Source organism: Myxococcales bacterium (assembly GCA_022184915.1).
Classification (GTDB): domain Bacteria; phylum Myxococcota_A; class Polyangia; order Fen-1088; family Fen-1088; genus JAGTJU01.
On record JAGTJU010000002.1, the window covers coordinates 98,984 to 113,482 of the forward strand.

Consider the following 14,499-nt stretch of genomic DNA (forward strand, 5'->3'; position numbering starts at 1 on the left):
CGCGGCTCACGCGCGGCGGGGCGCGACCCCTTTGTCTCGGGGGCCCCGCCGCATCTGGAGGCCGGCCGCCGTGGCCACGAAGCCTGCCTGCACCAGCGCGTCGGCGAAGGGATGCACCCGCGCCGAAGCGCCCTCGATGTGCGTGAGCAGCACGCCTTCGCCTGTCTGCCCCCCGTGCCGTGCGTGATGGGCAATGGCTTCGGCCACGAGCCGGGCCCTGCGTCCGCGGTCGGGCTCGTCTTCGGGCAGCCACACGCGCAGCTGGCGATGGCCTCGCGAAAGATACGCCCCGAGCTGCCCATCGACGAGCACCACGTGCGCGCCCACGGTGCGCAGCAAGGCGCGGGGATTTGGCCCTTCGGCCTCCGGATCGCCGCTGGCAGCGGCCGGACTCTCCGGGCTTGCCGGCCACGGCAAGAGCGAGCCGTACGGGTTGGCGGGATCCAAAGCGGCGAGGCACAAGACCTCGGGCGTTTCGGGGGGCGTACGCAGCGCACGCAAAAGCTCGAGGGCGGCGGGCTCGGCGAACTGTGTGGCGGCCACGCCCTCCACGAAGTACCCGCGGCGAATGCGGCCGGCTTCCTCCATGAGCTTGAGCGTGTCGTACACGGCGGAAAACCCGCCCACGAGATCCTCGGCCGCCAGCGCGTCGCGGGTCAAAAGGGCGTGCCGCTCGAGCAGCTGCCGGGCCAGCGCGGCGGCCCGCTCCGTGTCGTTCGGGCGCGCCCGATGAGCCGTGCGCGCTTCGACCAGGGACCACCGCCCCTGCGCGTTGGCGGGCGCGAGGCGTCGCGATTGAAAGGAACGTCCGTCGCGCAGCACCCGCCTCCCGCTGCGCTCACCCGCAGGACGCGTGTACGTCCGCAACACGCCGAAGGTGTCGTTCGTGACCAGGCCCTTCCACACCAAGGACCAAAGCGCCTCCACGGTCTCGTTGGCAAAGCCGCCCACCGCTTCGGCCACGGCGGCGAAGAACGAGGCCCCCGCGCCGCGCAGGTTTATGAGCACCGCACGCTCCCGCGGGGTCAGCGCGTCTTCGTCCACGGTGGGCGCGCGGTGAAGGCGCGGGAGCGCATCGGTGAGGTAGAGCGCCACGCGGCCGTCGCGGGGGCCGAGCGGCGACAGGCCCACCCAGACGAGCTCGCCCGCGGCGGCGAGGGCGTCGAGATCTCCGGGCAGGTAATTGTCGACCCGCGCGGGGAAGATCTCGGTTTCGACGAGTGAGGCCGGCAGCGGCGCCCCCTGCAGCTTCTCCACCGCGTCCATGACGGCGTCGAGGCCCCCACGCTTTTGTCTCAGCCCCTGCCAGTGCGCGATCGTGCGTGCCAGTACGGCAGGGGCTGCAGGCTCGACCTCTTTGCGCAGCTTCGCCAGGGAGCGCCGGCGCAGGCTGCTCAAGACCTCGGGGGCGCAATACTCGCGTTCGCGGCCGCCCGGCCGGAAGGCCCCCTCGAGCAGTTTTTGGGCCTCACGCAGGCGCCGCAAGGTGGGCGCGAGCGTGGCGGCCGGGACCCCCCAGCGCGCCGCCGGCTCGGCGGTCGTGAAGGGGCCGTGGGTGCGGGCGTAACGCAACAGCAGGTCGCCCAGAGGATCGGCCACCGGACGCAGCAGCGACTCAGGAAGCCCGGGAGGCAGGGGCAAGCCCAAAGCGTCGCGGTAGCGGCTCGCGTGTTCGATGGCCAGCACACGCGGCTCGGCGGCCACGAAGAGCTCCACGGCGCGCCGTTCGCGCAACAAGGTTGTGAGCGCGGCCGCGGCCGTGCCCGGGAGCATTTTGCGCTCGATCTCGGCGCGGGACAGCTCCCCCAGGCGGAGCAGCAGATCGGCGAGCCCGTCGGCCGTGCGCAGCCGCTCGCGCGGCACGGGTTGGACCAGCTCGGCTTCGAGCGTCTCGAGCGCTTCGGGATCGAGGAGATCGCGCAGCTCGACGTCACCCAGGAGCTCCCGCAGCTGCGCCTGATCGATGGAAAGCGCCTGCGCCCGCCGTTCGGCCAAGGGGGCGTCGCCGTCGTAGATGTAGTTGGCCACGAAGCCGAAAAGCAGGGTGCCCGCGAAGGGGGAGGGCACGTCGGCGTCCACGGTGTGAACGGCGATCTGTCCGCTCTTGATCCCGCGCAGCACCTCGAGCAGGGCGGGAAGATCGAAGGTGTCGCGCAGGCACTCGCGGTAAGCCTCGAGCAGGATCGGAAACGAGCCCGCTTGGGCCGCCACCGCGAGCAGGTCGGCGGCGCGCTTGCGCGTTTGCCACAACGGCGCGCGCCGTCCCGGGTGGCGGCGAGGCAGGAGCAGCGCGCGCGAGGCAGCCTCCCGGAAGCGCGCGGCGAACACGGCGGTGCCCCCGAGCTGCTGCATCAGCAGATCCTCGAGCTCTTCCGGCTCGGGCAGGAGCAGCCGGACATCGGGAGGGTTTTCCGTTTCGGGAAAACGCACCACCAGGCCGTCGTCGGTCCACATCGTTTCGACCTCGGCGCCCGTTTCCGCGCGCACCCGGGCCGCCACCGCCATCGCCCAGGGTGCGTGCACCCGGCCCCCGAGCGGCGACAACACACACACGCGGTAGTCGCCGAGCTCGTCGCGCACCCGCTCCACCACGAGCGTGCGCTCGTCCGGCACCACCCGCGTGGCCGCCGCCTGATCGCTGAGGAACGCCAGCAGGTTCTGGGCCGCCGCCTCGTCGAGCCCGTGGCGCTTGACCAGCAACGCCCGTCCGCTGGCGGCGGAAAGCCCGCGCAGCTCGCGTACGAGCGCGCCCACTTTGCGTCCCAGTTGCACCGAGCGCCCGGCGGCGTCGCCGCGCCAAAAGGGCATCTTGCCCGCCTCGCCGGGCGCAGGCGACACCAGCACACGATCGTGTGTGATCTCTTCGATCCGCCACGTCGAGGCGCCGAGGACAAAGGTCTCCCCGGGCCGGCTCTCGAACACCATCTCTTCGTCGAGCTCGCCGATGCGGGCGTGCCCCCGTTCGCTGCCCACCGCCAGGTACACGCCGTAAAGGCCGCGATCCGGGATGGTGCCCCCGCTCGTCACAGCCACGCGCCGGGCGCTCTCGCGCGCGCTCAAGGTGCCGGCCGCACGATCCCAGGTGAGGCGTGGCCGCAGCTCGGCGAAGTCGTCGGACGCGTAGCGGCCCGACAGCATGTCGAGCAGGTTCTCGAACGCCGCGCGCGGAAGGTGTGCGTAGGGTGCGGCCTTGCACACGGTTTCGTAGAGCGCTTCGGCGCCCCACGGCTCCATGGCCACCATCGCGACCAGCTGCTGGGCGAGCACGTCGAGCGCGTTGCGCGGGTACGCCACCGGCTCGACCTCACCTTCGTTCATGGCGCGCGTGAGGGCTGCGCACGCGAGCAGATCGGCGCGGTACTTGGGAAACAGAACGCCCTGGCTGGTGGCGCCCACCTGATGGCCGCCTCGGCCGATCCGTTGAAGGCCGCTGGCCACCGAAGGGGGCGCTTCGATCTGCACGACCAGGTCCACCGCGCCCATGTCGATGCCGAGCTCGAGCGAAGACGTCGCCACGAGCGCGCGCACCTGCCCTAGCTTGAGACGGTCTTCGATCTCGGCGCGCTGGGAGAGCGCGAGAGAGCCGTGGTGCGCGTACACCAGCGTCTCCCCAGCCAGCTCGTTCAGTGCGGCGGCGAGACGCTCGGCGATGCGGCGGCTGTTCACGAAAATGAGCGTCGACCGGTGTGCCTTGACCAGCTCGAGCAGGCGCGGGTGCATGGCCGTCCAGATCGAGGCGCGCACGGGGCCCTGTGCAGCCGGGCCGCTCGGGATGTCGATCACACGGCCGATCTCCCGCATGTCCTCCACGGGCACCTCCACCCTGAGAGCCAGGGCCTTTTTGAGGCCCGCATCCACAATCGTGACGGGGCGGTACGGGGCCGCTTTATCGGTCGTGTCTCCGAACACCAGCGGATCTTCGGGCGCGGGGGCCGGCTCGGCGCGCCCTGCGAGGCCGCCCAAAAAGCGGGCCACCTCGGCGAGCGGGTTCTGCGTGGCCGACAGCCCCACGCGCTGCAGGGGCCGTCCCCCCAGCGCCTCGAGGCGTTCCAGGGACAGCGCCAGATGCGCGCCCCGCTTGGTGGGCACGAGCGCGTGGATCTCGTCCACGATCACCGTCTCGACGTGGCGCAGCCCCTCGCGGGCCTGGGAGGTGAGCAGCAGATAAAGCGATTCGGGTGTGGTGATGAGGATGTCCGCGGGCGCGCGCAGAAGCCGCGCCCGCTCCCGCGCGGGGGTGTCGCCCGTGCGCAGCGCGATCGACGGCGTGTGGAACACGTCGCCGCGATCGAGGGCCACGTGACCGATACCCGTCAACGGCGCGCGCAAGTTGCGCTCGACATCCACGGCAAGCGCCTTGAGCGGGGACACGTAAAGCACGCGGCAGCGCGGCGTCGCGGGCACCGGCGCAAACATCAGCCGGTCGATGGCGTGCAGGAAGGCCGCCAGGGTTTTGCCGCTGCCGGTGGGGGCCAAGAGCAAGGTGCTCTCGCCTCGCTGCAACACGGGCCAGGCTTGGCTTTGGGCCGCCGTGGGAGCCGCGAAGGTGCGCGCAAACCACGTCCCCACGGCGGGGTGGAAGCCGGCGAGGGCCGCGGGCAGCGCGGAGGGCAGCATGGGCCAAGCATAGGATGCCGTTCCGTCGGCCGCCGGGGCAGCAGCCACGACCGGCAAGAGTTGCCAGGGACGCGGTCTTGCTGGAGGCTGCGCGCCTGCCATGGCCCCCCGCAACGCCTCGTCCGCGCACCCCGCCACGTCGTTCACGCCCCTTGCCCGGGTGCTGGTGGCCACGTTTTTCGGCTCGGTGAGCGGCGGGGCGTTCTGGAGCGCCATGTTCTTCGTCTCGGCGCGCGTTCACCACTTTTCGCCCCTGCGTAACCTCGTTTTGGCCTGCGTTTTGGGGGCGGCCTACACCGTGTGGGCGTGGTCGGCGGGCTGGCTCACGCGCGGTCCCCTCGGCCGCCTGGCGCCGCGCACGTCGTTGCTGCTGGTGTTGGCCACCTGGGCCGCGGCGGCGGTGTTGCCCGCCTGCGCGCCCACGTCGGAGCTCCTGTTCTGGCTGGCCACGCTTGTCGGCACGTCGGCCTCGGCCGTGGTCTGGCCGCTCGTCGAGAGCTTCATGAGCGCGGGCCGTCACGGGCCCGAGCTGCGCAAGACCATCGGGTGGTTCAACGTGACCTGGACCCCCGCGGTGGCGGTGCCCCTTTTGCTCATGCCCTGGGTGACCCGCCTCGGGCCGCTGGCCAGCATCTGGACGAGCGCTCTGTGCAACGGCGTAGCGATGGTGGCGGTGGCCGGTTTTCCCGCGCGCCCCGCGCACCACGATCCCGAGCGGTCGCGCCAAAGCGTGGGCGCCGACTATCGCTTCCTGCGCGACGCCACCCGCTGGCTGCTGCCGCTCGCGTATCTCATGGCCGCCGTTCTTTCCCCGGTGCTCCCGGCGCGCCTTTTGGCCTTGGGAGTGCAACCCGACGTGGCGCCCGTGTTGGCTTCCACCTGGATGGTCAGCCGCTTCGCCACCTTGGCGCTGCTGGCGGCCACTTCGTTTTGGCATGGCCGCTGGAGCACGCTGCTGGGAGGGGGTGTCGCGCTGGGCACCGGCATGGCGTGTGCGCTGCTTGCGCCCACGGCGTGGCTGTTCACGCTCGCGCTGACCCTGTTCGGCGCGGGCATGGCCGTCCTCTACTACGCCTCGCTCTACTACGGCCTGGCCGTGGGCCACGCGCAGGTCGACGCGGGCGGCACCTTCGAGGGGCTCGTGGGCCTTGGGTACTTCCTGGGACCCGCGCTCGGCATCGCGGGCTACCAGCTGGCCGGCGCCGCACGAGGTGAGGTGGCGACGGTGGCGCTCGCCTGGCTGTTTGCGCTGGCAAGTCTTGCCGGACCGCTGCGGGCGTGGCGGCGGAGCGTGGCCGCCGCACGTGCGCGGGGGGAATGAATCACGCCCGCACACACGATCGCTTTCTTGACGCAGTTCGGACAGGCGGGCAGAACGGAAATCAATGCAGCATCCCTACCCGCTGGCTCAACAACTCGTGGACGCCGCCACCTTCGGTGACGCCGCGTGGGTGTGCAGCCTCCTGGCACGCGGGGCCGACACCGAAGGCCGAGACGAGACGTACCGAACGCCTCTTCACCTCTCCGTGCTGAGCGGCGACCGTGACGCCGTGCGGGCGTTGCTCGAAGCCGGCGCCGACGCCAACGCCCGGGATCGCGAGGGCGCCACGCCCTTGCATCTGGCGGCGCGCCGCCGTGATCTGTCCCTGGCTTATTTGCTGGTGACGTACGGGGCCGACGTCAACGCCCAGGACTGGGCCGGCAGCTCCGTGCTGTGGCAGGCCGTGATCGTGGGCCTCTCGTCGTCGGCCGTGGTGCAGTTCCTCCGGCGGCAGGGCGCAAGCGATACAGCGCCCAACCCCGCAGGCTACTGCGCCCAGGATCTCGCCGGGCGCCTCGGTGTTCCGTTCGAGCCCCTGGCGAACGAGTGCCGCGGCCACTGACCGTGGCGGCGGCGCCTTGATTTAGCCTTGCGCCTTCACGCTTGGCCGGGTGGCCCCACGGGAACGCACCGTCTCGTCATCGGGCAGCCCGGCGGTGAGCACGCCAACGATCGTGTCAGGGTTGACGGGGGCGCCCACGGCGATGCGGAACGAACGGTACCCGGTGATCGCGCCCACGAGAGCCGTCACGATGTCGAGCCGGCGGGGATGTGACTCGGCGGTCACGCCCTCGTCGCCCCACAGCGCGCCCGCGATGACCACGAGGTAGTTGGCAAAGGCCTGCCGCAAGCGGCTCGTGCCCTGGGTCTTCAGCTTGAGCAAGCCGCGGGCCTGGTGAAAGAGCACGATCTGCTCGGGGTGCTCGTCGAAGAAGCGTTCGTGTGCCGTGATGACGAATCCAACGCGGTCGTTGAACGGCTTTTCGGGGTCGAGGCCCTGAAGGTTCACGGAGAGGCGCTGAACCCCTTCCGAGATCAGCTCGGCGATGAGGGCGTCCTTCGATTCGAAGTAATTGTAGAAGGCCCCTTTGCCCAGGTCGGCCCGCTCGGTGATGTCCTCGAGCCGGGTGGCGTAGACCCCCCGCTCGGCGAAGAGCTCCATGGCCGCATCCAGCAGGGCTCGTCGGGTCTGTTGCTTGCGCCGCTCCCGGCGCCCCACGGTGGCGAGGTTGTCTTGGGTCACTACCCGGTCTCCTTGAGGGTCGTTTACGAACGATGCTCCCGCTCTGAAAGCTGACTGTCAAGATGTCATGTCGTAACAATCTTGTGTTTTCAAGGTGTTGAAGGCGCAGCTTTCGGGCGACTCAACCGAGGTGACAAAAAAGCGACTGGAGATCTGCGTCGCGAGCCTCGTAGGCGAACGTTTCGGGGTGGATGCGGGGCGGTGCGCTACGGATGCCAGGGCGGGTGTGCCGGGTAGGCGGATTTGTCAGGGTGCGCTAGTCTCACGCCCATGGCGACAGCCCTAGTCATCCACGGCCACTTTTATCAGCCGCCGCGAGAAAACCCCTGGACCAACAATGTGGACCGGGAGCCCAGCGCCCACCCAGAACACGACTGGAACGAGCGGATCTACAGGGAGTGCTACCGCCCGAACGCCTTCGCGCGCATCGTGGGGGACTACGGGCAGATCCAGGAGATCGTCAACAACTACGCCTACCTCAGCTTCAATCTGGGGCCCACGTTGCTGTCCTGGCTCGAGACGCATCATCCCGCAACGTACCTGCGCATCATCGAAGCCGACCGGATGAGCGCCCAGCACTGGGGACACGGCAGCGCGATTGCCCAGGGCTACAATCACGCGATCCTGCCCCTGTGTAGCGAGCGGGATCGCGTGACGCAGGTTCGCTGGGGCATCGCGGACTTTCAGCATCGCTTCGGGCGGAGGCCCGCGTCGCTGTGGCTGCCGGAGACGGCTTGCAACCAGGCCACCCTGGAGACGCTCATCGAAGAGGGCCTGGCGTATGTCGTTCTGTCGCCCTACCAGGCCGAGCAGGTGCGGCCCCTGTCGGCCAACGGCAAGCCCGGCGCGGGCGCCTGGCAGTCCGTGGGAGACGGCAGCATCGACCCGTCGATGGCCTATGAGGCCTTCCACAGCGACGGCTCAGGGCGCTCCATCGCCGTCTTCTTTTACGACGGGCCGAAGTCGCGCTCGATCGCGTTCGAGGGCGCGTTGGCCTCGAGCCAGGCGCTGGTTTGGCGCTTGTCCCAAGGGGTGAGCCCCAACACCAAGTTGGTTCACATCGCCACGGACGGCGAGAGCTACGGGCACCACACCAAGTTCGGTGAGCTCGGCTTGGCGCACGCTCTCGTGCACGAGGCCCCTGCCCAGGGCTTCGAGGTGATGAACTACGGCACCTTCCTCGCCCGCAATCCCCCCACGATGGAGGTGCGGATCAAAACGGGCCCTGACGGTGAAGGCACCGCCTGGAGCTGCGCTCACGGTGTGGGCCGGTGGTACCGCGACTGCGGCTGCAACACCGGCGCCCAACAGGGCTGGAATCAAGCGTGGCGCGGCCCCCTGCGCGCGGCGCTGGACCTGCTGCGCGACACGGCCGCAAACCACTTCGATGGCGAAGGCCGGGAACTCTTCTTGGACCCGTGGGCTGCCCGTGATGCGTACATCGAGCTGGTGCTCGACCGCAGCCGCTCCCGCGAGGCCTGGCTCGAGCGCTTCCAAAGCCGGCCGCTGTCCACGCGGGAACGTGAGCGCGCGCTGGCTCTGCTCGAGATGCAGCGCAACGCCATGCTGATGTACACGAGCTGCGGCTGGTTTTTCGCCGACATCTCGGGAATCGAGACGGTGCAGATCCTGAAGTACGCGGAGCGCGTCTTCGATCAGATGGACGCGCTCGGCATCGAAGCGCCGCGCGAGCGTTTCCTCGCCCGCCTCAGCGAGGCACGCAGCAACGTGAAGGAACACGGCACGGGCGCCGACATCTACCGCAAGTGGGTGGAGCCGATGCGTGTCTCCACGCACAGGGTGGCGGCGCACCTTGGCATCATGAGCCTCGTCGAGGGCGAGGCCGCCGAGGGCATGATTTCGGGCTACCGGTACTGCCGAACGTCTTTCCAGAAGCACCGTCACGGACGCCTCACCTTGGCGACGGGCCGCCTCGAACTCGAAGACGTGCCCACCGGCCGCCTGACCGACTGGGGCTTTACGTCGGTGCACATGGGCGGCGTCGATTTTTACTGCGTGTGCCAGCCCTTCCCCGGTGGCCAGGCCTTCGCCCAGGCCACGCAGAAGATCTGGGGCGTGTACCGGACGGCCACCTTGCCGCGCCTGCTGCGCCTCATTCAAGAGTCGATGGGGCCCGAGGATTACGGGCTCGAATCCATCCTGGAAGAGGGCCAACACCGCATCTCCGAGCTGGTGTACGGCAACATCGTGACGCGTTTTTCACAGCAGTACGTGGCGATGTTCGAGAGCAACCAGCGCATTCTCGACATGCTTCAGGAGGCCGGGCTCGAGCTTCCGGAAGAGCTGGTTCGGGCGGCGGAGTTCACCTTGGGGCGCCGCTTCGAGGAAGAGATCCGGCGTGCGCACGGCAGCTCCGATCCGGCTGCGTACGAGCGGGCGCTGGAGATCGCACGGGAGGTGAAGCGGCGGGGATTCAAGATTGACACCAGCCGGGCGGGGCGGCTGTTCGGACGTACGCTGGCCGACGTGGTCTCCGACGCCTTTGCCGAACCCACGCAGGACAAGTTCGCTGCGGCCACGGCGCTGGCCAACCTGACCGAGCCGCTGGGACTCAAGCCCAACCTCGGCCGTTCTCAAGAGCTCGTCTACCTCGGGTTCAAATCGCATCGGGATTGGAAAACCTCGCTGGTGCAGCTGGCCAAAGCCGTGGGCGTCAAGCCCAGGACTTGACCGTCCGTTCGTACCCTTCGTTCACCCCTCGCACCTTGTCGAAACGGATCACGTCGCATGTCGAAACAAAATCCCCCCCTCCTCATCGATGACAGGTCGCTCGCGCTCTTTTTGGCGCTGGAGCACCACGATCCGCATGCAATCCTGGGTGCGCATCCCACGCCCGCTGGCGTCGTGGTCCGCGTGTTCCAGCCCCATGCCCGCTCCGTGACGGTGCTTGCCGAGGGCGCGCGCCTGCCGCTCGAGAAGGTTCACGACAACGGCCTCTTCGCGGGTCTTTTCCCCGACGCCCAGCAGGTCTTCCCCTACAAGTTGCGCTTCGACTATCACGACGGCGAGTCGCACGAGCAGGTCGACCCTTATAGCTTTTTGCCCACCCTTGGTGATCTCGATCTGCACCTCATCGGCGAGGGACGGCACGAGAAGCTCTACGAAAAGATGGGCGCGCATGTGATGCGCATGGGCAGTGTGGAAGGCACCTCGTTTACCGTGTGGGCCCCGAACGCCCGCGGCGTGAGCGTGGTGGGTGACTTCAACGGCTGGGACGGCCGCGTGAACCCCATGCGTATGTTGGGCGGCTCGGGTATCTGGGAGCTCTTTTTGCCCGGGGTGGGCGCGGGGGCCCGCTACAAGTTCGAGTTGCGCAAGGCGCATGGGGGCATCGTGCTCAAGGCCGATCCCTACGCGCAGGCCGCCGAGCATCCCCCCCAAACAGCTTCGGTGGTGGTGAAGTCTTCCTATAGCTTCAACGACGACGCGTGGCTTCAGCAGAGGAAGGCCTCCAACCCCTGGCGCTCGCCCTTCTCCGTTTACGAAATGCACCTCGGTTCGTGGAAGCGTGTGCCCGAGGACGGCAACCGCAGCATGACCTACCGCGAGTTGGCACCCGAGGTGGCGGACTACCTCGGCCGCATGGGCTTCACCCACGTCGAGCTTTTGCCCGTGTTCGAGCACCCCTTCGACGGCAGCTGGGGCTACCAGGTGAGCGGCTATTTTGCGCCCACGAGCCGCTTCGGCTCTCCCGACGACTTCAAGTACTTCGTGGACTACTTGCACGACAAGGGCTTCGGCGTGCTGGTCGACTGGGTGCCCGCGCACTTCCCGAAGGACGAGTTCGCGCTCGGACGCTTCGATGGAACGGCGCTTTACGAGCACCTGGACTCACGCCAGGGTGAACATCCGGACTGGGGCACGTTCGTGTTCAACTTCGGCCGCCGTGAGGTGCGCAACTTCCTGATCGCGAGCGCGCTGTCCTGGTTCGACCGCTTCCACATCGATGGCCTGCGGGTGGATGCCGTGGCGTCGATGCTGTACCTCGACTACAGCCGCAAGGAGGGCGAATGGGTGCCGAATCAATACGGTGGCCGTGAGAACCTCGAGGCTGTCACTTTCTTGCGTGAGCTCAACGAGGTGGTTCACAGGGATTATCCCGGCGTGTTGATGATCGCGGAAGAGTCCACCGCATGGCCCGGCGTGAGCCGCCCCAACTACCTCGGCGGGCTGGGCTTTGGCTTCAAGTGGAACATGGGCTGGATGCACGACACGCTCCAGTACTTCTCGAAAGATCCGGTCTACCGGCGCTACCACCACAACGATCTTACCTTCGGTCTGGTCTACGCCTGGAGTGAGAACTTCATTTTGCCGTTCTCGCATGACGAGGTCGTGCACGGTAAGGGTTCGATGCTCGACAAGATGCCGGGTGATCGCTGGCAGAAGTTCGCCAACCTGCGCGCGCTTTACGCCTATATGTGGGCTCATCCCGGCAAAAAGTTGTTGTTCATGGGGCAAGAGATCGGCCAGTGGCAGGAGTGGAAACACACCCAGAGCCTCGATTGGAACGTGCTCATGGGCGAAGACCACCAGGGGCTTCAGTGGCTGGTGGCGGATCTCAACCGCGTGTACAAGAGTGAGCCCGCGCTGCACGAAGTGGACGAAAGCCCCGAGGGCTTCGAGTGGATCGATTCGCACTCCGCCGATGACAACGTGATTGCGTTTTTGCGCAAGTCGCCTGCTACGGGGCGCAGTGTGATCTGCGTGGGCAACTTCGCCCCGGTCCCCCGCCACGGCTACCGCATGGGTGTGCCGCGTGCGGGCCAGTACCGTGAGCTCTTGAACACCGACGCCGCCGTGTGGGGGGGAAGCAACGTGGGCAACGATGGCGCCGTGGCGTCCGAGAACGTGCCCCACCATGGGCGCCCCTTCTCGCTCAACCTCACCTTGCCGCCGCTTGGGGTTTTGTGGCTCGAGGTGCCGAGCGCCTGAGCGCTTCGCCTGACACGCCGGTGTGCCGGGCGGCATCCGAAGCTAAAACGCCTCGATGGGATACAGCTCGCTTTTTGCCTGCGTGGACGATCTTGCCCGAACGAAGCAGCTCGTTCGGGTGGACGCCGAGATCGATCCTCACCTGGAGATGGCGGAGATTCAACGCCGCGTGTACCGCGCGGCGGGACCGGCCCTGCTCTTCACGCGGGTGAAGGGCTGCCGGTTCCCCATGGTGGGAAACCTCTTTGGCACCCTTGCGCGGGCCCGGTACATTTTTCGCGACGCCCTCGAGCCCGTGCGGCGTTTGGTCGAGCTAAAGGTCGATCCTTCCCAGGCGTGGCGGCGTCCCTTTCGATACCTGGGGGTGCCCCTGTTTGCCCTGAACGCGCTTCCAAAGCGCGTGAGAGGAGGGCCTGTGTTCGCCCACGAGGCCCGCCTCGGCGAACTGCCTTCTCTCGTGAGCTGGCCCCGCGACGGAGGCCCGTTCATCACGCTGCCGCAGGTGTACACCGAAGATCCACACCGCCCCGGCGTGATGCGCAGCAACCTGGGCATGTACCGCGTGCAGCTTGCAGGGAACGACTACGAGAGGGATCGAGAGATCGGACTTCATTATCAGATCCACCGCGGCATCGGCGTGCACCACACGGCGGCGCTGGCGCGCGGCGAGCCCCTCAAGGTGTGCATTTTCGTGGGCGGGCCTCCGGCCATGACGCTGGCTGCGGTGATGCCGCTGCCCGAGGGGCTGACGGAGCTGGCTTTCGCCGGGGCCCTCAACCGGCGGCGGGTGCGTATGGCCTCCCGCGCGGGCGCACCTGCCGTGCACGCCGAGGCAGATTTTTGCCTCGTGGGCGAGGTGGCGCCCCAGGCGCGCAAGCCCGAAGGCCCCTTTGGCGATCACCTCGGCTATTACAGCCTGACCCATGACTTCCCGGTGATGCGCGTCGAGCGCGTCTACCACCGCCGCGATGCCATCTGGCCCTTCACCGTGGTGGGACGGCCCCCGCAAGAGGACACCGTGTTCGGGCAGCTCATCCATGAACTGACCGGGCCCCTCATCCCCGCGGTGTTGCCCGGGGTCAAAGCCGTGCACGCCGTGGACGCTTCAGGGGTGCACCCGCTCTTGCTGGCCGTGGGCAGCGAGCGCTACACGCCCTACGACACGCCGAAAGAGCCACAGGAGCTGCTCACGCAGGCCAACGCCATTCTGGGACAGGGGCAGCTTTCGTTGGCCAAGTATCTGTTCATGGCCGCCGACGGCGACGGGCCACCCGACGTGCACGATGTCGGGGCGTTTTTCCAGCACCTGCTGGCGCGCTTCGATCCCCGGCGCGATCTGCATTTCCAGACACGCACGACGATCGATACGCTCGACTACTCGGGTACGGGGCTCAACCAGGGCTCGAAGCTGGTGGTGGCCGCGGTGGGCCCTGCCGTACGCACCTTGCCCACGACGGTGCCCAGCGACCTTGCGCTGCCCGAGGGCTTTTCCGCTCCCACCGTGTGCCTGCCCGGCGTTTTGGCCATCAAGGCGCCTGCGGCCGGCGCCCCCGCCGCGTGCGCCGAATCCCGCGAGCGTTTTTGCGGCGCCTTTACACCCGATGCGGGCATCAACCGCTTTCCGCTCATCGTGCTGGTCGACGATCCGGCCTTCGTGGCCCGGCAGCTCCACAACTTCGTGTGGGTGGTGTTCACCCGATCGAATCCGGCGGTGGACGTGAGCGGCATCGGTGCGTTCATTCAAGACAAACACTGGGGCTGCACGGGCGCGGTGGTCATCGACGCCCGTATCAAGCCCCACCACGCGCCGCCGCTCGAGGAAGATCCCGAGGTCAGCCGGCGGGTGGACGCACTGTGCGCTGCCGGTGGCCCGCTGGGCGCGCTCGGGCTTTAATTTCGCGGCAGTCCCTCCGAGAGTCTGAGAAGAGAGCGACGAGCTCGAAACGCCACTGCAAACGGCTTTCGTAAATTATTGTTGCCACCATTTCGCATTAATGGCAATAATAGTTGCTGTTATGGCCCAGGTGACCTCCGCCCCCCATCCCGTCGTCCAGCGACTGCTGAAAGACCTCGGCGAGCGTCTACGACTCGCTCGGCTTCGGCGGGGTTTTTCGATGGAAGTCGTTGCGGAGAGGGCCGGCATGTCGCGCCCGACGTTGAGGGCCGTCGAGAGCGGGGCGCCAGGTGTCAGCCTCGCCTCGTACGTCAACGTGCTCCACAGTTTGGGTCTTCATGACGATCTTTCGCTCCTCGCGCGCGACGACGAGCTGGGTCGCAAGCTTCAAGACGCGCAGCTTCCTACGCGCCGCCGTGCGATCAAGAGTGCGCAAGGTCCGCGAAGAGGGAGCGAAGAACGCTCGTGACG

General features: G+C 68.0%; 8 protein-coding genes. 6 read left to right on the plus strand and 2 right to left on the minus strand.

Features of this window, described 5'->3' with window-relative positions; translation table 11 throughout:
• Positions 1-6 precede the first annotated feature (6 nt).
• Complete coding sequence (locus tag KA712_08045) at positions 7-4,617, minus strand: DEAD/DEAH box helicase (protein MCG5052896.1); 4,611 nt, start codon at positions 4,615-4,617, stop codon at positions 7-9.
• A gap of 100 nt (positions 4,618-4,717) precedes the next feature.
• Here KA712_08045 and KA712_08050 point away from each other — a divergent pair, with 100 nt between their 5' ends.
• Positions 4,718-5,938: a hypothetical protein gene (locus KA712_08050; protein MCG5052897.1), complete on the plus strand. Its 1,221-nt coding sequence runs from the start codon at positions 4,718-4,720 to the stop codon at positions 5,936-5,938.
• 64 nt (positions 5,939-6,002) lie between these two features.
• Positions 6,003-6,500: an ankyrin repeat domain-containing protein gene (locus tag KA712_08055; GenBank protein ID MCG5052898.1), complete on the plus strand. Its 498-nt coding sequence runs from the start codon at positions 6,003-6,005 to the stop codon at positions 6,498-6,500.
• A gap of 21 nt (positions 6,501-6,521) precedes the next feature.
• Here KA712_08055 and KA712_08060 read toward each other — a convergent pair whose 3' ends face one another.
• On the minus strand, positions 6,522-7,181 hold the full coding sequence (locus KA712_08060) for a TetR/AcrR family transcriptional regulator (protein MCG5052899.1): 660 nt from the start codon (positions 7,179-7,181) through the stop codon (positions 6,522-6,524).
• Positions 7,182-7,451: 270 nt separating this feature from the next.
• On the opposite strand from KA712_08060, the gene KA712_08065 reads away from it, so the two are divergent.
• The 4 genes from KA712_08065 (at position 7,452) to KA712_08080 (ending at position 14,497) form a co-directional block, all read left to right on the plus strand.
• Complete coding sequence (locus KA712_08065; protein ID MCG5052900.1) at positions 7,452-9,872, plus strand: DUF3536 domain-containing protein; 2,421 nt, start codon at positions 7,452-7,454, stop codon at positions 9,870-9,872.
• Positions 9,873-9,929: 57 nt separating this feature from the next.
• Positions 9,930-12,134, plus strand: a complete 2,205-nt coding sequence (gene glgB, locus KA712_08070) for a 1,4-alpha-glucan branching protein GlgB (GenBank protein ID MCG5052901.1) — start codon at positions 9,930-9,932, stop codon at positions 12,132-12,134.
• Positions 12,135-12,189: 55 nt separating this feature from the next.
• Positions 12,190-14,028 carry a UbiD family decarboxylase gene (locus KA712_08075; protein ID MCG5052902.1) on the plus strand — a complete coding sequence of 613 codons (1,839 nt, stop codon included), beginning with the start codon at positions 12,190-12,192 and terminating at the stop codon, positions 14,026-14,028.
• Between the two features lie 121 nt (positions 14,029-14,149).
• On the plus strand, positions 14,150-14,497 hold the full coding sequence (locus tag KA712_08080; GenBank protein ID MCG5052903.1) for a helix-turn-helix domain-containing protein: 348 nt from the start codon (positions 14,150-14,152) through the stop codon (positions 14,495-14,497).
• The last annotated feature ends 2 nt before the right edge of the window (positions 14,498-14,499 follow it).

Coding starts and splice junctions, on each gene's coding strand:
- KA712_08050 (MCG5052897.1), top strand. CDS start 4,718: ATGGCCCCCCGCAACGCCTCGTCCGCGCACCCCGCCACGTCGTTCACG.
- KA712_08080 (MCG5052903.1), top strand. CDS start 14,150: ATGGCCCAGGTGACCTCCGCCCCCCATCCCGTCGTCCAGCGACTGCTG.
- KA712_08065 (MCG5052900.1), top strand. CDS start 7,452: ATGGCGACAGCCCTAGTCATCCACGGCCACTTTTATCAGCCGCCGCGA.
- KA712_08075 (MCG5052902.1), top strand. CDS start 12,190: ATGGGATACAGCTCGCTTTTTGCCTGCGTGGACGATCTTGCCCGAACG.
- glgB (MCG5052901.1), top strand. CDS start 9,930: ATGTCGAAACAAAATCCCCCCCTCCTCATCGATGACAGGTCGCTCGCG.
- KA712_08055 (MCG5052898.1), top strand. CDS start 6,003: ATGCAGCATCCCTACCCGCTGGCTCAACAACTCGTGGACGCCGCCACC.
- KA712_08045 (MCG5052896.1), bottom strand. CDS start 4,617: ATGCTGCCCTCCGCGCTGCCCGCGGCCCTCGCCGGCTTCCACCCCGCC.